Source organism: Sulfurospirillum cavolei (genome assembly GCF_001548055.1).
Lineage (GTDB): Bacteria > Campylobacterota > Campylobacteria > Campylobacterales > Sulfurospirillaceae > Sulfurospirillum.
Map to the genome: position 1 here is coordinate 333113 of NZ_AP014724.1, position 21859 is coordinate 354971.

A 21859-nucleotide genomic window follows, 5' to 3' on the forward strand; every position below is an offset into this window, starting at 1 on the left:
CGATGGATAGAATGACTCTTAAAAAAGCGTACAAAGAGGGGCTAAGCCCTCGAACGCTGGTCGCGACGATTAAAGAGACGATAGCACGGCACGCTTCCAATCCGATTTGGATTTACGTGTTAAGCGATGAAGAACTCGAACCGTACCTTGCGCGTTTGGAGACGCAAGAGGTGCATAGCCTTCCGTTGTACGGTATCCCGTTTGCGATTAAGGATAATATCGACTTGGCGGGGATTCCCACGACGGCGGCATGTCCCGATTTTCGTTATGTTCCCCAAACGTCGGCATACGTCGTCGAGCGTTTGATCGAAGCGGGAGCGATTCCGATCGGTAAAACCAATCTCGATCAATTTGCGACGGGGCTTGTCGGTACGCGCTCGCCTTACGGGGCGTGTCACAATAGCATCGACGCACGCTATATTTCCGGCGGCTCTAGCTCGGGCAGTGCGGTCAGCGTGGCTTTGGATATGGTCGTTTTTTCATTGGGTACCGATACGGCGGGTTCGGGCAGAGTGCCGGCGGCGTTTAACGCCTTGGTCGGTTTTAAGCCTTCCAAAGGCGTCGTGAGCACGAGCGGCGTCGTACCGGCGTGCCGCAGTTTGGATTGCATCTCGTTGTTTTGCCAAAACGCGCAAGACGCGAGCTTTATTTTTGACGTGATGGCGGATTTTGACGCGGGCGACGTGTATGCGAGAGCGTTACCCGCTCGGGTGCGCGACGTGCCCGAACATTTTTATTTCGGAGTGCCTAAAAAAGCAGATTTGGCGTTTTTCGGCGATGAGGAAGCCAAAGCTTTGTTTGACGCAAGCGTAGAGCGTTTGATCGCTCTGGGCGGCACTCTCAAAGAGATCGATTTTGCGCCGTTTTTAGAAGCGGCCGATTTGCTTTATTTTGGCCCTTGGGTTGTGGAGCGTTACGTGGCGACCAAAACACTTTTGGAAAGTTCGCCTCAGAGCTTTTTAGACGTGACCAAAGGCATTATCGAGCAAGGAAAAAGTAAGAGTGCGGAAGCGTATTTTGAAGCGGAGTACCGATTGAAGGCTTATCGAAGAAAAGCCGAGGAGGTTCTTGAAACGGTCGATTTTATCGTGACGCCGACGACGGGGACGATCTACACGATCGAAGAGGTCAACGCCGATCCGATCAGGCTCAATACGAATTTGGGGTACTACACCAACTTTATGAATTTGCTCGATTGCGTCGCGTACGCGTTGCCCGCAGGTCGAAGAAATAACGGTTTGCCGTTTGGCATCACGATCTTTGCGGATCATTTTAACGATAAAGCGCTCCTTGCGATGGGTGCGCGTTACATGAAGGAGAACGTATGAGTCAGTGGATCGAAGTGGGCGTTTGCGGCGCACACATGCAGGGTTTGCCTTTAAACCATCAGTTGGTTGCTTTGCAAGCGACGTACGTCAAAACGTGTAAAACGGCCGTAGGATACCGCTTGTTCGACGTTCCCGAAAAAGTGCCGCCGCGTCCGGGACTGCTCAAAGATCGCACAAGCCCTTATGCAATCGAGCTGGAAGTATGGCAAATGCCTTTGGAAAACTTCGGAGCGTTCATGGTGCAAATCGCCTCGCCTTTAGGCATCGGAACGCTTGAACTAGACGACGGAAGCAGCGTCAAAGGCTTTATCTGCGAATGCGACGCGGTAAAAAATGCAAAAGAGATCAGTGAATACGGAGGTTGGAAAGCATATATCGCAAAGGCTCAACACGTTTGATCGTAAAACGACGGAAGCGTTCAAGGAAAATCGATTGTGAAGTACGGCGAGAGGGTGTAGGAATCGAACCTCTCACAACTCTCGATTTATTTTGAGGGTAGACTCAATAACGCTTTAAATTAATGATACAATTTTAGGAGCTACTCGGTGTTGACACAGAATTTTGAACACTCCCAACCTACCAAGAGACAGTCAACCGTCCCCCCCATAGTCTGTCTTCGTGTTGAAGCTTATTATTCTAGGTGTAATATGTTTAAACCATCTTTTTTTGCATTTTCATATAATTCGTATAAAATTTTTGATTGTTTGACTGATGGTAATGGGATAAGACCTAATGAATATTTGTTTAAAATATCTAATTGCATTAAAGAAACACTTGATTTAATTTCATCGCGACTGTAGTATTCACTAAGATTTCCCCAAGAACTTTTTGGTGTTTTCACAATGAATGACTGTATCTCTATATCTGAAATTATTTTTTTCTCTTTTTTATCTTCCCTTTTATCGTATTTCTCATCTTCTGTATCAATTAATAGCTCTTCGCTAATATCAAGATTTAAATTCAAGCTTTTTACGCTATCCCAACATAATTTTTTCTTGCACCATTGACCAATATTTGCATTACCTTCAGGAGGATTAGTTATATTTTCATAAACTGCTTCTGCAACAATTTGAATTATATTCGACAAAGTTTTTGGCAAATGTTGTTCTTCCCAAATAATACTGAAATTTAAATATTGGTTGTTACTTTTTAAAAAATATGATAAATAAGATAATGTATAGGCTACAGCTTGTGCTCTATACCCTCCATCATACCAAGGTGCTTCAGAAACCATTTTTTCTGTTTCTTTAAACATTATGATTCTTGAAATTGAGTCTTTGAAATATTTTTCTGTAATAGCAAGTTTGTTGTCTTCTAGTTTTTTGACAACTTCTTCAGAATATTCTGCAAAACTATATTGTGCACCTTTTGAAACAATATCAGGTTTTTGATCCCAAACATTTTCACTTTTAGATAGATATGTTTTATCAATAACCTGTTTTCTTGGATTTTCTAATTCAAACTGCTTTTTACCTGATGGAGTTAAATAAGCTTGTTCATTAAGGTATTCACCTCTTACACGCTCATAGAACCAATGAGTGCGTCTTTGTGATCCTTTTGTTGCAGGTGCCCATACTCTTCGCGAATATTCCTTAAAATCTTTATGCAATAGCTCATTAGAATCAAAGTCAGAGTTATTGATTTTATTCTGAGTATTTGCATATCGCGAAACATCTTGAACAAAAATATTTTGTTGTTCTTTATTTTTAACCACAGATAACTTCATTTGTACATTTACATATGATACATCTAATTTACTATTTTTATTTGCTGCATAAATGGAAGATGTTGTTTGTCCACCATTTACAATTTGAAAATCCTTAATTTTAACAATATTCCCTTGTCCATTTAATTCAACCTCAGATGCAGTTGCTGTAATCCCATTGTTATATGCAAAAAACATTTGAGGTCTATTATTAATTGTTTTCCAGAGTCCCTTATTGACATTCCCTTTGAATTGTAAAAACGTTCTTACATTCTGTTCAAATAATTTTTGTCCAAATTTTTCATATATAGCTACTAAAAGATTGCCATTTAAGTATGTTAAATACGAAGAATATTCATCTGAATTAGTTTCTATTGGCAAACATGGTAAATCGACTTCTATTTCAAAACCTCCACCTGTATGAGTTGAAAGAAAAATTTTATATAAATATTCGATATCGATTACTAAAAATTCTGTTTTAATTCCCTGATTTTCCTCTGCTGGTAATTCTAACAAGTTTCTTGTAGCTTTTCCATCTGTAATGATGATAAGCTTTAGTTTTTTAATTTTATTTTTTAAATAGTAATCATGTATATTATAAGACATAGAATGGTGTTCATATGCAGAATCCATTTGATGATACAATCCATCTAAACTTTGCATAAAAAAAGATTTTAATTTTTTGAATTTGGACTCTATTTGGCTCATAGTCAATGTTTGAATAGTATCTTCTTGATTAAAATGATGAACTAAGAGTGAAAAAATTTGACGCTCTTCATCATAATCATATCCATAAACTTCTAATCCTTTTTTGTTATAATCTGCAACAGTATAGTTTGTTGACAAATCCCCAATGGCAACTAATTCTTCACAAACATTTTCAAAAAATGCTTGAGCTTTGAGTAGACCTCTACTTTCTGCATCAGAAAAAATTGATTGTAAAAAATCCTGATGAAATTCTTCCAAAGTAACCATAATATTAATCCTTCAGACTACTTAATTTGATTTCAAATGGTTTACATTTAAGTAAATCTATTTTGTATTTAACTTGTAAGATATCATTATGTAATTGAATAGGCGTAATTTTAGGAAAATCACTTTTTATATCATAAGCGTGTATTGAATCAATCAAAAAAGAATATAATTTTTGGATTTGACTCGAAAAATAGCCATATTCTAATAATTTTGTTTCAAATAAGTTGAAAATTTCATAATCTGTCTCTTTGAGATATTGTTTAATATCATTAATAAGTTCGACAATAGTTTTTCCATTTTTTGACGGCGATATACCATATGCTATTAGAAATAATGGCTTTTTTTCACTATAAAGCTGATAGGCAGAAGATATTGTGATAATAGGTGCTTTGCTTGTTTTATAAGTTTTGACTTCAAACACTTTTTGAGATAGCAAAAAATCTTGTTTATCAAAATCCGGTCCAACCCAAGATAGGATAGCATTCTTAATCCCTTCTTGTGGAATTACAAAATCAAGCATACATTGCAATTCACCAAAAAGTCCCATTTGAACTTCAATACCAAATTCATAGCTACCTTTTAATTTGAGAAATTGATGCCATTTTGTAATTCGTTGTTCAACGATTTCAATTAAATAATTTTTGTTTGTCTCTTTTGAAATAACATCAATTAGATCTTTGCACAAAGTAAAAAAGACATCTAAATACTCGTCAGGATGTTCTAAAAACAAAATGAGTTCACTTTGTTCAGTGCTACAGCGCCTTGTAATAGAAATGCCTTTTAGGTTATTAATCAGCTCCTTGTTAATATGATGATTTATGCAAGTAAGATTTACATAGAAGCCACAACGTGAATTAATGTCTTTTAACCAAAACAAGCCATGGGTATCTATTCCACTTACTCGTCTTTGAGAATTTAAAGGCATTTCATCCCATGGATAATGTGCTTTAATCATCAAAATCCATCTCCTCAAATTCGTTAATTTTAATCATAACTGTATTCATAGTAAGTTCAACTGTTTGTGTGCTGTCTAATCCATTATCTGGGAAACATACACCAAATGCAGGTAAAAACTTAACAAAATCCGTATTTAGAATGTGAAGCATTAATATAGGGTTTTTGAGCCTTTTTCTTATAAATTTTGTTTGTTCTTTAGGTTCTGTAAAAGATTTTTTTTTCATTTCTTGAATATCAGAATCTCCAAGTAAAATCACCTCTGGTGAACCTGAAGAAATTTTTCGTTGTCCTATTTCATAGTAATCATTTGATTGTTGATATTTTTTTCTCAATTCGGTAGGAATTATTAAATTAGCGATTTGACACTCGGTAGACGCTCCTGTATATAAAACAATATCCCATTTTGTATCAATTGTTTCTGCATATTTTTGAATGTGTAATATAGGCATAATTCCCTGTATGCCTCGTGCATCATATATTTTAAAATTCTTAAGAAAATCAGCTACAAATGATTTGTCTTGACCTCTCCAAATATATTTACCAGATTCAATTTTAGGGAGTTTTCTGATTAATTGTTCCATTAAATCAAAATTGTATTGGTGAATTTCTAAATCTTTAGAAAACCTAACAGTTTCTTTTAAATGCCCATTTAGATTCATCGAATGAAGAAACTTTTTTGTATTTTTTAGTTTATTTTTTGCAGTAATTTGTAAAAGGCTATCAGGATGTTGCCGAACAGCTAACCCAAAGTCTAATGGTGTTAGCTTATAAGTAGCCATTAATCTCAAGTTTTGTATTAAATCATCTGTTGCTTCAATAATTTGAGTAAAATTGTCCATCATTTCTTCTGACATATAAATTTTACATAAATCTTCGTATCCATCTCTATAACCAAACCAACGTCCCATCTGCATTAAAGTATCATAAAAGACAGTGTTCCGTAAAAAATAACTAATACTTAATCCTTCTAACGTAAAACCTCGTGCAACGCTTGTACCACCAATAACAATAGCATTTGTTGGTCTATCTTTACGATATTCTAATGCAATTGTTCTTTTTTGATGTACTTCTCTCACAATAACCGTTTTTGTTGAGTAATGTAATTGCTCTTTAATTTCAGTCCAACCAAACTCAATATTCATATAATATTTTTCAAAAGTTATTCGTAAATCTTGTATATTTGCACTTTGTTCTTCGGCATTTTTTAATAAAATATAAGAAGATATATCAGATTTAAGTAATGATAAATAATTTTCAACAAAAAGAGATAGTTTTCTGTGGACATCTGTAAAACGTGTTGCGTGAATTAACATACTATTGTGTTTTTGTTCTTGACCTCTTTTCCATCGAATAGCAATATTTAATAAAAAGAGCCTAATAGCTTCAAAAATGCTCTCAGGAAGAAATTGAGGTACAAAATCTTTTTTATGTCCTAATGGTAAAATATTTTTATAGTCATTTTCTGGTATTGAAATTAAATACCTTTTGTCTGATTCTATAAAAATTTTTTTTGCACCAAAATAATTTGTTGGTGCATCTAACGTATAGATAAAATCACGAGGAAATAGATCTTCACCATATTTATCATGATTTACCTCATGGTTAATAAAAATATTGGCAAAAGGTGTTGCTGTATAAGCTACATAGCAACTTTTGTGAAATAGGCTAAGTAATTTTCTAAGTCTTTCATTAATCTTCGTTGGATCATTTTCATCATTTGTATTAATAGAAGCATAATCTGATTCGTCATCGATCAAGAGCATTGCATGATTGGAAATTTTATTTCTATATTGATTTTCGAGCCAAGAAATTACATTTTGAATCGTTGTAGTATTTTTTTTAATTACTAAAAGAATGGGTGTCGTATTGGTCTCAAAATTTGTTCCTTGTGAATTTCTTCTTGCATCATTTATATTAAAATCATTTTCAATAGTGGTTAAACTAATAGGTAATTTTTCAAGTGGAGCATTTCCTATACCAGCACCAATTTGTTGCCCTTTGTCTACTCCAACAAAAGCTTCATTTATTCTTTCTTGTGTTTGATTGCGTAAATTATTAATTCCTCCAGCTATAACAACGATAAACTTATAACCTGCATCTGCCGCTTTGCATATTAATGATGAATAATTTGCTGTTTTGCCAGATTGGACATGCCCAACAACCATACCATAAATATTAAATGTATTATTTTCTGGATTTTCAAGATTGTCTATAACCATATCAGAATCTATATCAATTGTTTTAATCACTTCTTCAGGCAAAGATTTTTTTAAATAAAGTTTATATCTGCCCCAATAAAAATTTTCAGATTCTTGCTGTTTTTGTCCTGTCCACCATGTAGTATCACGTTTTTGTTGTTCATCTCCCTGAATAAGAATCCCTTGATCCATTCGTATATTAAATAATGTTTCTAACTCATTCCTCATTCGACTTAAATCATTATCTGATAAATGAACAACATCAACATTAAAAATAGCATTGAGAATAACTTTTGGAAATGATATTAAAATTTTTACATTGTTAAATTCATCATCTAAATCATCTTTATCTAAAAGACCTTTTTCGCTTTGTATTTCTTGTAATTTTCCAAAAAGATAGGTTTTAATTTTTTGATAATCATTCACTGTAATAATTCCTTTCTATCTTTATAAAGTTCAGTTTTCAATAGTTTTTCAATGTATTCCTGACTTAATCCTATCTCTTTAAGTTTATGTGCCAAATCTTTAATTTCATCTTCCGACATAAGTTCATCTTGATTTAATTGATGTGGTTGCTGTTGCTGATAAGATTCAATCGCAGCTAATGGTAAGAAAGCTTCTAAACTTTTAAGATAAGAATTAAATAAAAATTGGGTTTCAGGGGATATCTGGTTTATTATTGTTTGATAAATAGGATGTTCTTTATTAATTCCAAAATAAATTTGATTATTTTCTGGAATAATATTCCAAAATCGTGTAATAGTTTTATCTTTTATACTTGATGCTCTTTTTATAAAAGGTTTAATACCTTCTTTAACAACTTCATGAATGATTCTTTTTAAATCTTGCTTGATTTCAGGTACAGGATTTGCAGTGGATTTTTTAATGTCAATTCCCCAAAATGTATCTTAATCATTAGAAATATCAATTTTAATCCTGACGAGTTTATGTGCATCTGTTGCCTTATGCAACCCCCACCAAGTACCATATATTAAAAGTCGATTTCCTCTATAAAAATAAAAACCTTGAGACTTAATATATCCATCTTCCGTGCCAAATTCTTCCCATTCTTGCTGCGAAACATTTTTATGGTGAGGTAAAATATATGGTGTAATTTCAATAGATGAGCCAAATAATTTTATTTTCTCTGTGCTAATTTCTCTTGTAAATTGATTCATTGTATTAAAGGGATTAAAAGGAATCAATAGACTCTTGTTGACAAAAATTTTTAATTTTTTAGCTCCAGGTATACCTTCTACATATCTATGAAATACCAATGATAAGTGTTTTTTGAGCTTATCAATTCTTTGTGCGAAGCTCTCCTTTTCATAACGATCAAATTTCTCCCATATAACAAGTGTCCCAGATTGATTATTTTCTAAATTTTGAACAAGAGGATAATATTTATATTCGGAATATTCTGGTGTTAACAATTCCCATTCATTTTGCAATGATATATGTTCTAAATCCCATTGTTTTATGTTGATCTCATTGTTTTTTTTAGAAATTAATGTCAATTTCATACATTGAGAAAAAGAGGCAGTTTTTAAACCTAAACCAAATCTACCTAAATCATGTTTTTCTCTTCTTAAATCAGGGTTTTTAGTTGCCAATCTCATAGCTTCCACAAGTTCTGAGTCTGTCATACCGCAACCATTGTCTAACATACAAAATAATAACTCAGGTTTAGCGATTGCATGTATATCAATTTGAGTAGCTTCTGCGGATATACTATTATCTAATACGTCTGCGACAGCTATTTCGAATGTATATCCTACATCCCGAAGTGATTTAATAAAATTATTTAAATTTGGACGAACAATAGTTATTTTCATTTAAAACTTTACCAATTTCTTTTGCAATCTTTTCTACCATAGGGACTACAACAGAATTGCCAGCTTGTTTATACAAACTTACACGAGAGATATTAGAAGGAAGTAAAAATTTATTTGGAAAGCCTTGTAAATTAAAACACTCTTTTGGAGTTAGTCTACGGGGTATACCATTATCCAAAATAATAGGAATATTATGGCCACCTCCTCCCATATTTGCAGTTAAAGTTGGGCATACAGCTGATTTATTTGCTCGAACATAATAACGTCTATATTGATAGACAACTTGTGTGTTAATTACTGCTTCTTGGATTTTTAGATGAATAGGATTAGATAAGTTATTATACAGGTCGGATTCTAACACTGTTGTTTTATCCAAAAATGAATGAATTTCTCTTCTTGGTTTTATTTCTTTTTTAGGAATAACAAATGAAGATGAAAATGGTGCAAAGATCGAAGAGTTAGGGTTTATATTTGCTTTAATTGGTTTTGCAAAACTATATTCAGCCTCATCTTTGAATCCGACGATATAAATTCTCTCTCTTCCTTGAGGAACATCGGTATGTTCTGCTGCATTCAAAATAAATGGTATAAATGAATATCCAACTTCTTTCAATTTATCTCTAATAATGGCAAATGTTTTTCCATTGTTATGAGTTGCTAACGTTTTGACATTTTCTAAAAAATACGCTTTTGGTTGTAAGTCATTTAAAAATCGTATAACTTCAAAAAAAAGTTTTCCTCGTTCATCATCAAATCCTTTTCCATGACCAGCCTGAGAAAATGGTTGACAGGGAAATCCTGCTGTTAAAACATCAATTGGAGATAATTTCTTCGTATTTAAACTTTGAACATCCTGATCGAATAAAAGAGTATCAGTGTGATTGAGTTTGTATGTAATACATGCTTTATTATCAAATTCATTTGCCCATATAACACTAAAAGAAGCATTTTTGAATGCTTGGCACACTCCTCCAACACCGGCAAATAAACTTCCAACAGAATAATTGTTCATATAATAACTTTACAAAAAATATTTTTTATGATTATAGTGGCTTTATTGTTTTATAGCAATACAATATTTTGTAATTATCAGACGAAGTTTAGTCCTATTAGTTGGAAATAATTTAAGCATAGTATTTTGATTTAAAACTTGATATAACTAAGTTAGATTGGTTAAATCGCCTTCACAATTTCATGGAGATGAGTTCAGTGTTTAAAAAAGTCATATTAATGATAATAAGAAGTTTTATACCGAGAGATTGAAAAAGAGTATTATTGTAAAGAACTTGCTAAAGAATTTGCTATTTGCAATAGATTTGTAAAAAAAATAATTTCAGCATAGGATTTTTTATTTCGTAGCTTTTTTCAAAGTTATAATTCGTAAAAACCGATTGTGAAGTACGGCGAGAGGGTGTAGGAATCGAACCTACCGGCAAACGGTCAACCGCCCACCCGATCGGCTTTGAAGGCCGTGGTGCACACCAGAGTCACATACCCCCCTCAAGAGGAAAAATATTTTAACCAAGATATGCTTTAGTGAGAATAAAGTTTGCTTTATTTATAATGAAGCAAACGTGAAAAAAGGAGGAAAAGGATATGGTACGTCACATCCTATTAGTGCTTTTTTTTCCTCTTTTTTTATGGGCGGCGCAAGCCAATCAAAGTGAAAATATTTGGGTGAAAGTCGGGCAAATTTACGGTATCGAGCCGCGCTTGCTTTATTCTATCGCCAAGGTAGAAAGCGACTTGGATCGTTACGTGGTTGCTTTCAGTGCTTCCAAGATGACACCGAAACAAGCCCAAGAGTTACAAGCGTTTTTGAAGCAAAAAGGGATTGAAAGCAAGCAGTATTCGCAAGTGATTGCGATTAAAAGCAAAAACAAGTACGAAGCAAGCCACGTCGTGCATTTTCTCTACACGCGCAACTACCCGCGTTTCGATATGGGCATTATGCAGATCAACTCGATTCACAAACCCTTATTAGACAAGGCAAATATCTCTTTGTACGATCTGTTTGATCCGAAAATCAACATTCAAGTCGGAGCGTATATTTTAGCAACCTGTTTTGAGCGCCATAAAAATACCAAAGACGCCATCAATGCCTACAACGGCAAGATCGACGACAATCCCTACTCCGCCAAAGTGTTTAAAGAGTTTAAAAAGCTCTACAGTTCGTACCAATCCGGTAAAACGCAGCTTTACTACCGAAATCCCTCCTAAGCGGCTTATATTTCGCCCAGACGATAGCCCATCTCTTTAATCATCTCGATCGCACCTTCGGGGAGTTTTTTACGTAAGCGTTTGATAAGGGCACGCATATTTAAGATGTTGGTCTCTTCGCCTTCCCAAACGTACTCTTCCAACTCGTTAAACGTTACGACGCGATGGCGGTCTTTGATAAAAAGGTCCAAAAACATACACTCTTTTTTAGCGAGCTTAATCTCTTCGTTTTGCGGATCGAACAAGCGGTGGTTGAGATAATCGTAGGTATATCCGCTCCAAAACGAGAGGGTTTGCGAGGGTTTGTGGCAGAGTTTTTTGACCTTTTGGACCAACTCGTAGATAAAAAACGGTTTTTTGAGGTAGTCGTCGCAACCGATTTCGTACGAGGTTTGGATTTTTTCGAGATCGTGGTTGGAACTGATGATGATGGCGGGAACGTCTTTATGGTAAATGCGGATCGTCTCCAAAATGGAAATACCGTCGATAGAGGGAACGTTAATGTCCAAAATGAAACAGTGGTATCCGCGGTTGAGCGCATCGAGGGCGACCTCTCCGTCCATAAAAAGATCGACGGTGTATCCTTCTTTGACCAAGACGCTTTTGATCACGTTGGCAAGGCGTTCGTTATCTTCCAAGACTAAAATTTTCATACGGCACTCCCTAAAATAATCGTAAAGCACGCACCTTGATTTTGATTTGAGACAAAGATACGTCCGTTCATTTTATCTTCGATAATTAATTTTGACATGTAAAGCCCTATTCCGTGTCCGTGTTCTTTGGTGGTAAAGTATGCCTGAAAGACGTAAGGAAGCTTCTCCTCCGCAATACCGCCGGCGTTGTCCGCGATCGTGATGACGAGATTTCCCGCTTGATTGTAAATGGCGATGTCGATGATGCCCCGTTTGATTTTTTTGGCTTCTCGCGCCTCTTTGATTTGATCTTTGGCGTTGTTGACGATGTTGAGCAGGGTTTGCATAAATTCGTTTTTATACCCGCGAACCCTAAGATCGGTCGCGTTTGAGATGTCCACGCTAACGTCGATATAATTGTACTTGATCGTATGGTTGATGATCTTTAGCATCGTTTCAACCGCTTCATTAACATCAAAAACGGTCTTTTCGGAAGAGGGCATAATAAACGTTTGAAAATCGTTGATCGTGTCGGTCATATAGCGTACCTGTACCATAATGTCCTGAACGTATCGAGTGTGTTCTTCGTCGCTTTGAACCTCTTGCGCATAGAAGCGTTCTTGGGCAATGGTGGCGATTTCGACGAGCGGATTTTTCCATTGGTGTGCGATCGAAGAGAAAATTTCGCCGATTTCGGCAAGCTTGGATTGTTGAATGATGAATTGTTGGTGCTTGTTTTTTTGCATTTCGATCGCACGCAGCTCTTGCTCGGAACGGATACGTCGGTAAATATTATGAGCAAGCCCCAAGATCAAGAAAATTAAAAACGGCGAGATTAAAAAGACCGCATCGATAAATTTACGGTACGTGTCGAAAAAAGTCGGCGTTGCGTTGATCGGTTCGTACGTGTCGATCGCAGGCTTTGGGTTTAGGGAAAAAGCCTCGAGTTTTTGGGCATCGAACTGATATGCATACGTTTGAAACGTGTCCACGTCGAGTGCGGGAAGTTTTTTATCTAAAATCTTGATCGCTTTTTCGCCGGTATGTTCGCCCAATTTTTTAATCAAAACGAGTTTACCGCCTAACGCACCTTTGCCGATAAAAAGCGTATCGGTAACAAAAACGGGCAATGCGCTTTTGTCAAGCATCGAGGCGATTTGGTTGTTGTAGTAAAGATTGCCTTCTTTGTCGTTGTAAAAGCGTACGAAAAAGATGGCTTCTTCGGGGTTTGGCTGCGAAAAACGCTCTTCAAGCTCCGCAAGCGTCGATCGACGGATATATTCGATCTCGATCGGAGCGCGGTTGTTACGGATAGCCTCTTGAATAAAAGGTTCGCTGTCGTCGCCGTTCGCACTCGTATCGTTGATAATATAGAGTTTTTTCAAATGCGGTATCATCGAGCGTATCATGGTTATCGTCTCAGGAATGGCACGTCTCTCCAAGATGCCGTAGACGCGATCTTCCAACTGCCTAGAGCTGACTTCTTCGGGTTCGAATTGCTCCAAGCCCGTAAATAAGATAGGCTCATTCGTGAAGAGCTCATGGTAGTATTTGATCACAAAATCATAGGCAAAATTATCGACGGCAATGATCAAATCGTAACGGTTTTTTTGCAATTGAAGCTTATACAATTCGCGCAATTTGGCGTAATACTCTTCGGAATTAATACGCTTAGAATCCATATACCAAATATTGATTTTAATGTCGGGATGCGTGTAAAAAACTCTTTCCATGCCTAAAATAACGTCATCGCTCCATTGAAAGCCGCGATGGTAGGAGTTAATAATTAAGATATTTTTATCGTGAGCCAAAAGAGGAATGACGTTTAAAAGAAGCATAAAACAGAGTAAAATGGCCTTTTTCACGGTCGTCTCCTCTTTAATTTTGGGCAGATATTATAACACCAAACCTTTTGACATGTAAAGAATATCTCACCCCAAAAAATGGGGCGAGAAAAAGGCTTAATATTCCAAGAACAGTTTTTGAAGGGCTTTTTTATCGTTGGTTTTGGTTAGTCCCAACATTAAAAGAACGCGCGCTTTTTGCGGATTTAACGTCGTCGTTGCGATAAACCCGTATTTGGCGTCGTCCACTTCTCCCTCTAAGGTCGTACTGCCGCTACCCACGCGAGAGCTTCGCGCCACGATAACCCCTTTTTTCACCGCTTCGGCCAAAGCCTCTTGCGTTAAAGGGAAAGGATTGCCGTTACCCATACCGGCATGGATAATGCCTTTCGCACCGGCGGCGACGGCCGCTTTAACCATAACGTCCGTATCGCTTGGATGGGCGTAAACGATGTCGACACGCGGTAAATCTTCCAATTTGCTAATGTCGAATTCGGAAGCGACGGTGTGTTTACGGGTCGGTTGCATGTAGTATTCGACATTACCGTAGTAAACGGTACCGATTTTACCGCTGTTAGGCGATGCAAAGGCGTTTACGGAGCTGGTATTTACTTTCGTGACTTCGCGAGCACTGTGAATTTCGTCGTTCATCACGACGACGACGCCTTTACCGGTCGTCTCTTTGTTAATCGCCACGTTGACCGCATTGAAAAGATTCATCGGACCATCGGCACTCATGGACGTCGAAGAACGCATTGCCACAACAAAAACGACAGGCTTTTTGCTTTTAACCGTAAGATCGAGAAAGTACGAAGTCTCTTCGACCGTATCGGTTCCGTGCGTAATGACGACGCCGTCAATGTCCGGTTGCGCTAAAAGCTCGTTGACGCGTTTAGCAAGTTTCAACCAGACTTGGTTCGTCATTTCCTGCGAACCGATGCTAGAAATTTGCTCGCCTTTGATCGTTGCCATGTCGTTAATGGCGGGAACGGCGGCTAGCAATTTATCGACCATTACGGCACCGGCGGAATACGAACTTTTAAGCTCCGACGTTCCGGCTCCGGCGATGGTTCCTCCGGTCGCCAAAATGGCAATGGTCGGTTTGGCGATCAAAGAAGAGGCGCTAATGAGCGCCGACATACACAAGACATGTAAAAACTTCATCGTAACTCCTTTTGAAAAATGTGGAAACCCTCTACACGTTATAAAATGATCTCGCCGATGACGAATGCAAATGCGACGGAAAGTGCGATTGCAACGACACCGGGAATAATAAACGGATGGTTAAAAACAAACTTACCGATGCGTGTTGAGCCGGTATCGTCCATTTCGACTGCGGCAATCAGCGTCGGATAGGTCGGAAGAACGAAAAGCGCACTGACCGCGGCAAACGATGCAACGACGGTCAAAGAGGAAACGCCGAGTAGCAAAGCACTCGGAATCAAGGCTTTTGCGGTTGCCGCTTGCGAATAAAGAAGCGTACTGGCAAAGAAAAGTACTACCGCCAACATCCACGGATAGACGTTGAGCAAATCGCCCGCCATCGCTTTAATTTGTGCGATGTGATTAGCCACGAACGTATCGCCGAGCCATGCGACGCCAAGAACGCAGATACATGCACTCATTCCCGATTTAAACGTTGCGGAATTAAGCACTTGGGCGCATTCGATTTTGGTAAATGCCGCGATCAAGGTTGCCGCCGCAAACATAAAAAGCATAATCGCTTCGTTTCTCGGAACGACCGGATTTTTAATGATGCCGACCTTATCGCTAATGAGCGTTGCGTACGTGACGACCGCAATAATCGTCAGTAAAAAGATACCGACGGAAAGCTTTGCACCCGGTTTAACGTCCAGTTGCGTCGTACCGCGCATTTTAACCAAGCCTTTTGCCACTCTTTCTTGGTAAATAGGGTCGTCTTTAAGCTCTTTTCCGAGGAAGTTGGAAACGAATGCCGCAACCATACATGCTAAAAACGAGGAAGGAATGCAGACCGCCAAAAGTTCCAAATAGCCGATACCGTGTTTTTCCAATGCCCCGCTTAAAAAGACGACGGCGGCGGAGATCGGAGAAGCCGTGATGGCGATTTGCGATGAAACGACGGCGATGCTCAAAGGTCGAGAGGGGCGTATGCCTTGTTCTTTGGCGACTTCCGCAATTACCGGAAGCGTGGAAAACGCGGTATGTCCAGTACCGGCAAAAAACGTCATAACGTACGTTACGATCGGTGCTAGAAACGTAATATACTTAGGGTTTTTACGCAAGATTTTTTCGGCAATGCTGACCATATAGTCCAGCCCGCCCGCCACTTGCATCGCGCCGATAGCCGCAATAACGGACATAATAATTAAGATAACGTCGATGGGAATCGACCCGAGCTTGAGTCCAAGTCCAAGCGTCAAGACTAAAACGCCTAAACCTCCGGCATAGCCGATACCGATACTACCGAGTCTTGCTCCGAAAAAAATCGCGGCAAGGACGACAATCACTTCTAACCATAACATGGAAACTCCTTTAAGTAAACTTCTCTCAAGGTTTGATAAACCCTCAAAGCAGCTTAATGCTCGGGGCTTACGCCCCGAAGCAAAAGGCTATTTTTCGAATTTATCTTTTTCGGAGAGACCGAAATTGCGGGGTTTGATCATATTTTCAGGCTTGATGATGTCTTCAAGCTCTTCTTTGGCTAAAAGACCGCGTTCGAGAACGATGTCGTAAACCGAACGATGGGTTTCCAAAGCTTCCTTGGCGACTTTCGTGGAGTTTTCATAGCCGATAAAAGGGTTGAGCGCGGTCACAAGACCGATGCTGTTAAGCACCAAGGCTTTGCATCGTTCCGAATTGGCGGTAATTCCGTCCACGCACGTATACGCAAGCGTTTCAAACGCATTTCGCATCATGTTGATCGAATTGAAAAGATTAAACGCAATGACGGGCTCGAAAACGTTAAGCTGAAGTTGACCGCCCTCGCATGCCATCGTAACCGTGATGTCGCTCCCGATGACTTGAAAGCAGACTTGGTTGACCACTTCGGGAATGACGGGATTGACTTTGCCGGGCATAATAGAACTGCCCGGTTGCATCGCGGGAAGATTGATTTCGCCAAAGCCCGTACGAGGGCCTGAACTTAAAAGCCTAAGATCGTTGCAGATTTTAGACATCTTGGTCGCAACGCGTTTGAGTACGCCCGAAATCTGTACGTACGCACCCGTATCCTGCGTCGCCTCGACCAGATCGCCCGCCGTCACGAAAGGTCGTCCCGTCACCTCTTGAAGCTTGGCTTCGACGGTCTTGGCATAATCGGGATGTGCATTGATACCCGTACCGATTGCCGTAGCTCCCATATTGATTTCGCGTACGAGTTGTCTCGCTTCGCTAACCCTTTGAATGTCTTCTCCGATCATAACCGCATACGTTCGAAACTCTTGCTCTAAGCTCATCGGTACGGCGTCTTGAAGTTGGGTTCTTCCCATTTTAATGACGTCTTTGAATTCGCTTGCTTTCTTGGCAAACGAATCTTTGATAATCCGCATCGAATCGCCGAGTTCCCCAAGCTTCTCGTAAAGAGCGACCCTTAACGCCGTAGGGTATGCGTCGTTAGTGGATTGAGAAAGATTGACGTCGTTGTTGGGATGTAAAAACTGATACGCACCCTTAGGATGCCCCATCGACTCTAAACCGATGTTGGCGATGACTTCGTTGGCATTCATATTGGTCGAAGTACCCGCACCTCCTTGAATCATATCGACGACAAATTGATCGTGAAACTTTCCGGAGATAATGTGCTCGCACGCTTCGACGATAGCGTTTTTCTTTGCCTCCGAGAGTAAATGCAGTTCGTAATTGGCTAAAGCGGCTGCTTTTTTAACCTTGGCGATGGATTCGATAAAAGTCGGAAAACTACCGAGCGTAACGCCCGTAATGTGAAAGTTCTCCGCCGCTCGCGCGGTTTGAACGCCGTAATAACATTCGTCGGATATCTCTTTATCGCCGATTAAGTCGTGTTCGATTCTGGTTGACATAGTGTCTCCTTAAAATTTAAAGGTAGCGGAAGTGTAAACCTTGAAAGAGACTTGAAAATGACTTTTCGACGTTTTTTTAAAATTTTTTTGAAATAAAGCAACTAATTATCGAACGTAAAAAATAGATCGTAAAAAGAGGGAATGAAGGAGGTAAAGTAGAGGGCAAAATGCCCTCGGAAGCGTTAGCGTTTTTCGAATTTATCTTTTTCGGAGAGACCGAAATTGCGGGGTTTGATCATATTTTCAGGCTTGATGATGTCTTCAAGCTCTTCTTTGGCTAAAAGACCGCGTTCGAGAACGATGTCGTAAACCGAACGATGGGTTTCCAAAGCTTCCTTGGCGACTTTCGTGGAGTTTTCATAGCCGATAAAAGGGTTGAGCGCGGTCACAAGACCGATGCTGTTAAGCACCAAGGCTTTGCATCGTTCCGAATTGGCGGTAATTCCGTCCACGCACGTATACGCAAGCGTTTCAAACGCATTTCGCATCATGTTGATCGAATTGAAAAGATTAAACGCAATGACGGGCTCGAAAACGTTAAGCTGAAGTTGACCGCCCTCGCATGCCATCGTAACCGTGATGTCGCTCCCGATGACTTGAAAGCAGACTTGGTTGACCACTTCGGGAATGACGGGATTGACTTTGCCGGGCATAATAGAACTGCCCGGTTGCATCGCGGGAAGATTGATTTCGCCAAAGCCCGTACGAGGGCCTGAACTTAAAAGCCTAAGATCGTTGCAGATTTTAGACATCTTGGTCGCAACGCGTTTGAGTACGCCCGAAATCTGTACGTACGCACCCGTATCCTGCGTCGCCTCGACCAGATCGCCCGCCGTCACGAAAGGTCGTCCCGTCACCTCTTGAAGCTTGGCTTCGACGGTCTTGGCATAATCGGGATGTGCATTGATACCCGTACCGATTGCCGTAGCTCCCATATTGATTTCGCGTACGAGTTGTCTCGCTTCGCTAACCCTTTGAATGTCTTCTCCGATCATAACCGCATACGTTCGAAACTCTTGCTCTAAGCTCATCGGTACGGCGTCTTGAAGTTGGGTTCTTCCCATTTTAATGACGTCTTTGAATTCGCTTGCTTTCTTGGCAAACGAATCTTTGATAATCCGCATCGAATCGCCGAGTTCCCCAAGCTTCTCGTAAAGAGCGACCCTTAACGCCGTAGGGTATGCGTCGTTAGTGGATTGAGAAAGATTGACGTCGTTGTTGGGATGTAAAAACTGATACGCACCCTTAGGATGCCCCATCGACTCTAAACCGATGTTGGCGATGACTTCGTTGGCATTCATATTGGTCGAAGTACCCGCACCTCCTTGAATCATATCGACGACAAATTGATCGTGAAACTTTCCGGAGATAATGTGCTCGCACGCTTCGACGATAGCGTTTTTCTTTGCCTCCGAGAGTAAATGCAGTTCGTAATTGGCTAAAGCGGCTGCTTTTTTAACCTTGGCGATGGATTCGATAAAAGTCGGAAAACTACCGAGCGTAACGCCCGTAATGTGAAAGTTCTCCGCCGCTCGCGCGGTTTGAACGCCGTAATAACATTCGTCGGATATCTCTTTATCGCCGATTAAGTCGTGTTCGATTCGCGTAGGCACGGGTACTCCTTTGAGACGGTTTGCACCATTATAGAGAGTCTTGCTTTGCGAAATCTTTACATGTAAAAATTATATCGTAGATGAATCTTGAAAGATAAGCGTTTGTAATACATCAATCAGGATGCATTTAATGCATATTTAAGAAAATTTACAGTTAAATGTGACGTTATATTTTTTTATATCTAACGAAATATAACCCAGCGTACCTGTTGTGTGAATTTCATTTTTCGTTCTTGTTTTTAACTTCAAAGATGCTTTTTAGGCTATGCGGATACGATAACTCATCCCAACGAAATGTGATTTTTTTATTCTAAATACCTCACAGGTGAACGTTTTGTTGCTCTATCGGTGAAGCCTAACGCAACGCCACTCATTGTATATAAATAGATATAGTTTAATTATTACTTAAAAGGAGTCGGCGTGAACAAAAACGGTTTGAAGGGGTTGAGTGCGATACTGATCCCTCTTTTGTGTGCTACAAGCGTATGGAGTGAAGAAAGTAAAGACAAAACCAATGTCGTGCTTGAGGGTGTCGTTGTTTCGACGGAACGTTTTCAGGAGTTAGAGGGCGGTATCGCGGACGGTTTTTTAACCAAAGAGGTTTCCGTCGGTGCATTGGGCGATAAACGAGCGTTTGATGTTCCCTATCAAATCAACACCATTCCCAAAGAGATCATTAAAAACCAACGCTCCCAAGGCTTGGAAGACGTTATCAAATACATTCCCTCTGCTCAAATAGAGTGGCGAGGCGGTGCGGATGTCGGGCGTCCACAAACCAGAGGTATGCGAGGCGATGTCGTGGCGAACAGTTACTGGGACGGATTACATGTCGTTTCTACGACCGCAACCCCGATGGCAATGTTCGATAGCCTCCAAATTTTAAACGGGCTCTCAGGCTCATTGTACGGTGCGGCCAATCCTTCGGGCGTATACAATTTTGAACGTAAACGACCGACGAATGAGTATGAAAACTCTCTACTTTTTACGTATGGAGAAAGTGGACATGCCGAAGCAGAAGCCGATGTAGGCGGTAGACTCAACGATAAAGTAGGGTACAGAGGTGTTTTCGTAGGCGGTGACGGCGAGGGATACGTCGAAGGAAGCAATCTCAGACGCCAGCTTATCTCGACGGGGCTTGATTTTTATCTGACCGATCGGCTGACATTGGAGACAAACTTCAGTTACTACAAATACATCAAAGAGGGCTATACCGGTCAGTTTAATATGCCTTATACCGCACTAGGCGTTGCACGCTATACCCTTCCTGACGCATACGATGCATCCGATGAAAAATACGCGCAAAAAAATGCGGGGAGGAAACTCACAACCACCACGTACAGTGGAAAACTCAAATACGACATAGCCGATAATTGGTATGCTGAGGGCGGATACTTAACACAACGTGCCGATAGAGCGCTTTATGGCTTAACCAACACATATAATTCCAATAACGGAACGTATACGTCATCCGTACCGGCTCAAACCACGGCAACCCGCTTTGAGCTTGATAGTTATATGGCTTATATCAAAACGAAGCAAGAGATTTTAGGCTTTGAAAATGATATTGCGATGGGCGGAAACGGTTATATTTGGGATATTTATACCAATAAAGCAACCGGAGGTAGGTACATCTCTTCGACTACCGATGTGAAGAATTTAACGTTGGGAGATACGATTAGGTTTAACGATCAGTGGCAAACTTTAGTATCCGTCGGTAAAAGCTGGATAGGAACCGAATCGTACAATGTTGCGGGAGTAACGACTTCGGACGTTTCTAAACAAGACTACAGTTATGCCGCAAGCGTGATTTACCAGCCGATAGAAAATTTAAGTTTGTACGTGACGTATGCGGACAGTATTCAACCGGGGGATTCCGGAACGGACGTACACGGGGTTATAAGAACGTTAGATCCTTACCGCAGTAAACAGTACGAAGTCGGTGCAAAACTCGCTTTAGAGCGGATCGATCTCTCAACGGCTCTTTTTCAAATCAAACGACCGACAGCGTATACGGGAAGTGATGGCGTCTTTGAAGAACAAGGTGAACAGACCAATAAAGGCGTCGAGTTTATGGCATCGGGTAAGTTGACCCAATCAACGGCGGTATTCGGCGGCGTTACGTTTATGGATACTGAAATCAGCGGTGCCAAAATAGCCAATATCAACAATAAAGAAGCAATCGGCATGCCCGAATGGCAAGCCAATCTTTTGGTGGAATACACCGTTCCTAGCTTTGAGGAACTCGTACTCAGCAGTAACTTTCACTACACGGGTGAGCGAGCGATTGATCCGGCTAATACCCAATGGGCAGATGAATACTTTACGATTGATCTAAGCGCACGGTATGCGACCAAAAAACTTTGGGGCGATCGAACGATTTTTAGGCTTTCTGTCAATAACATCACCGATGAAAAATATTGGGGCGGCATTTTTGCCAGTAACGGTTTAGACGGCAATGCTGCTTCTGGTTCAACCAGCTTGTTTTTAGGCGAGCCGCGCAATATTACGGCTTCGGTTGAAGTTCGATTTTAAG

General features: G+C 39.9%; 16 protein-coding genes. 4 read left to right on the plus strand and 12 right to left on the minus strand.

What is annotated here, in order from left to right; genetic code table 11:
• The first annotated feature begins 2 nt into the window (after positions 1-2).
• Positions 3-1328, plus strand: coding sequence for an allophanate hydrolase (atzF, locus tag UCH003_RS01750; RefSeq protein ID WP_060825195.1), 1326 nt, complete (start codon positions 3-5; stop codon positions 1326-1328).
• On the plus strand, positions 1325-1726 hold the full coding sequence (locus UCH003_RS01755) for an allophanate hydrolase-related protein (protein ID WP_039673729.1): 402 nt from the start codon (positions 1325-1327) through the stop codon (positions 1724-1726). The genes atzF and UCH003_RS01755 overlap by 4 nt, the downstream gene beginning before the upstream one ends.
• A gap of 233 nt (positions 1727-1959) precedes the next feature.
• On the opposite strand, the gene UCH003_RS01760 is transcribed toward UCH003_RS01755, so the two are convergent.
• The 6 genes from UCH003_RS01760 to UCH003_RS01780 form a co-directional block, all read right to left on the minus strand.
• Positions 1960-4008, minus strand: a complete 2049-nt coding sequence (locus UCH003_RS01760; RefSeq protein ID WP_060825196.1) for an AIPR family protein — start codon at positions 4006-4008, stop codon at positions 1960-1962.
• Between the two features lie 4 nt (positions 4009-4012).
• Positions 4013-4963, minus strand: a complete 951-nt coding sequence (locus UCH003_RS01765) for a PD-(D/E)XK motif protein (RefSeq protein ID WP_060825197.1) — start codon at positions 4961-4963, stop codon at positions 4013-4015.
• Positions 4956-7589, minus strand: a complete 2634-nt coding sequence (locus UCH003_RS01770; protein WP_197653527.1) for a Z1 domain-containing protein — start codon at positions 7587-7589, stop codon at positions 4956-4958. The genes UCH003_RS01765 and UCH003_RS01770 overlap by 8 nt, the downstream gene beginning before the upstream one ends.
• On the minus strand, positions 7586-7708 hold the full coding sequence (locus UCH003_RS13880) for a hypothetical protein (RefSeq protein WP_280937210.1): 123 nt from the start codon (positions 7706-7708) through the stop codon (positions 7586-7588). The genes UCH003_RS01770 and UCH003_RS13880 overlap by 4 nt, the downstream gene beginning before the upstream one ends.
• Before the next feature lie 363 nt (positions 7709-8071).
• Positions 8072-8998 (minus strand): ATP-binding protein, encoded by a 927-nt coding sequence (locus UCH003_RS01775; RefSeq protein WP_197653529.1) that lies wholly within the window; start codon positions 8996-8998, stop codon positions 8072-8074.
• Complete coding sequence (locus UCH003_RS01780; RefSeq protein ID WP_060825199.1) at positions 8964-10010, minus strand: DNA cytosine methyltransferase; 1047 nt, start codon at positions 10008-10010, stop codon at positions 8964-8966. The genes UCH003_RS01775 and UCH003_RS01780 overlap by 35 nt, the downstream gene beginning before the upstream one ends.
• A 584-nt stretch (positions 10011-10594) precedes the next feature.
• On the opposite strand from UCH003_RS01780, the gene UCH003_RS01785 reads away from it, so the two are divergent.
• A complete protein-coding gene (locus tag UCH003_RS01785; protein WP_060825200.1) occupies positions 10595-11218 on the plus strand; it encodes a lytic transglycosylase domain-containing protein in 624 nt (207 codons plus the stop codon).
• Positions 11219-11223: 5 nt separating this feature from the next.
• On the opposite strand, the gene UCH003_RS01790 is transcribed toward UCH003_RS01785, so the two are convergent.
• The 6 genes from UCH003_RS01790 to aspA (UCH003_RS01815) all read right to left on the minus strand — a co-directional run bounded on the left by UCH003_RS01790 (position 11224) and on the right by aspA (UCH003_RS01815) (position 19326).
• Complete coding sequence (locus UCH003_RS01790) at positions 11224-11871, minus strand: response regulator transcription factor (protein WP_039673726.1); 648 nt, start codon at positions 11869-11871, stop codon at positions 11224-11226.
• Positions 11868-13715, minus strand: coding sequence for a sensor histidine kinase (locus UCH003_RS01795; protein WP_060825201.1), 1848 nt, complete (start codon positions 13713-13715; stop codon positions 11868-11870). Before UCH003_RS01795 ends, UCH003_RS01790 begins: the two co-directional genes overlap by 4 nt.
• Before the next feature lie 96 nt (positions 13716-13811).
• Positions 13812-14858 carry a type II asparaginase gene (locus UCH003_RS01800; RefSeq protein ID WP_060825202.1) on the minus strand — a complete coding sequence of 349 codons (1047 nt, stop codon included), beginning with the start codon at positions 14856-14858 and terminating at the stop codon, positions 13812-13814.
• 38 nt (positions 14859-14896) lie between these two features.
• Positions 14897-16198 (minus strand): anaerobic C4-dicarboxylate transporter, encoded by a 1302-nt coding sequence (locus UCH003_RS01805; RefSeq protein ID WP_060825203.1) that lies wholly within the window; start codon positions 16196-16198, stop codon positions 14897-14899.
• Between the two features lie 87 nt (positions 16199-16285).
• Positions 16286-17713, minus strand: a complete 1428-nt coding sequence (aspA, locus tag UCH003_RS01810; protein WP_060825204.1) for an aspartate ammonia-lyase — start codon at positions 17711-17713, stop codon at positions 16286-16288.
• A 182-nt stretch (positions 17714-17895) separates the two neighbouring features.
• Positions 17896-19326: an aspartate ammonia-lyase gene (aspA, locus tag UCH003_RS01815; RefSeq protein WP_060825205.1), complete on the minus strand. Its 1431-nt coding sequence runs from the start codon at positions 19324-19326 to the stop codon at positions 17896-17898.
• Positions 19327-19746: 420 nt separating this feature from the next.
• On the opposite strand from aspA (UCH003_RS01815), the gene UCH003_RS01820 reads away from it, so the two are divergent.
• Complete coding sequence (locus UCH003_RS01820) at positions 19747-21858, plus strand: TonB-dependent siderophore receptor (protein WP_060825206.1); 2112 nt, start codon at positions 19747-19749, stop codon at positions 21856-21858.
• Position 21859 lies beyond the last annotated feature (1 nt).

Excerpts from the sequence above, each read along its gene's own strand:
- UCH003_RS01775 (WP_197653529.1), bottom strand. The coding sequence starts at position 8,998 with ATGAAAATAACTATTGTTCGTCCAAATTTAAATAATTTTATTAAATCA.
- aspA (WP_060825204.1), bottom strand. The coding sequence starts at position 17,713 with ATGTCAACCAGAATCGAACACGACTTAATCGGCGATAAAGAGATATCC.
- atzF (WP_060825195.1), top strand. The coding sequence starts at position 3 with ATGGATAGAATGACTCTTAAAAAAGCGTACAAAGAGGGGCTAAGCCCT.
- UCH003_RS01800 (WP_060825202.1), bottom strand. The coding sequence starts at position 14,858 with ATGAAGTTTTTACATGTCTTGTGTATGTCGGCGCTCATTAGCGCCTCT.
- UCH003_RS01785 (WP_060825200.1), top strand. The coding sequence starts at position 10,595 with ATGGTACGTCACATCCTATTAGTGCTTTTTTTTCCTCTTTTTTTATGG.
- UCH003_RS01780 (WP_060825199.1), bottom strand. The coding sequence starts at position 10,010 with ATGAACAATTATTCTGTTGGAAGTTTATTTGCCGGTGTTGGAGGAGTG.
- UCH003_RS01760 (WP_060825196.1), bottom strand. The coding sequence starts at position 4,008 with ATGGTTACTTTGGAAGAATTTCATCAGGATTTTTTACAATCAATTTTT.
- UCH003_RS01790 (WP_039673726.1), bottom strand. The coding sequence starts at position 11,871 with ATGAAAATTTTAGTCTTGGAAGATAACGAACGCCTTGCCAACGTGATC.
- UCH003_RS01755 (WP_039673729.1), top strand. The coding sequence starts at position 1,325 with ATGAGTCAGTGGATCGAAGTGGGCGTTTGCGGCGCACACATGCAGGGT.
- UCH003_RS01765 (WP_060825197.1), bottom strand. The coding sequence starts at position 4,963 with ATGATTAAAGCACATTATCCATGGGATGAAATGCCTTTAAATTCTCAA.
- UCH003_RS01805 (WP_060825203.1), bottom strand. The coding sequence starts at position 16,198 with ATGTTATGGTTAGAAGTGATTGTCGTCCTTGCCGCGATTTTTTTCGGA.
- UCH003_RS13880 (WP_280937210.1), bottom strand. The coding sequence starts at position 7,708 with ATGTCGGAAGATGAAATTAAAGATTTGGCACATAAACTTAAAGAGATA.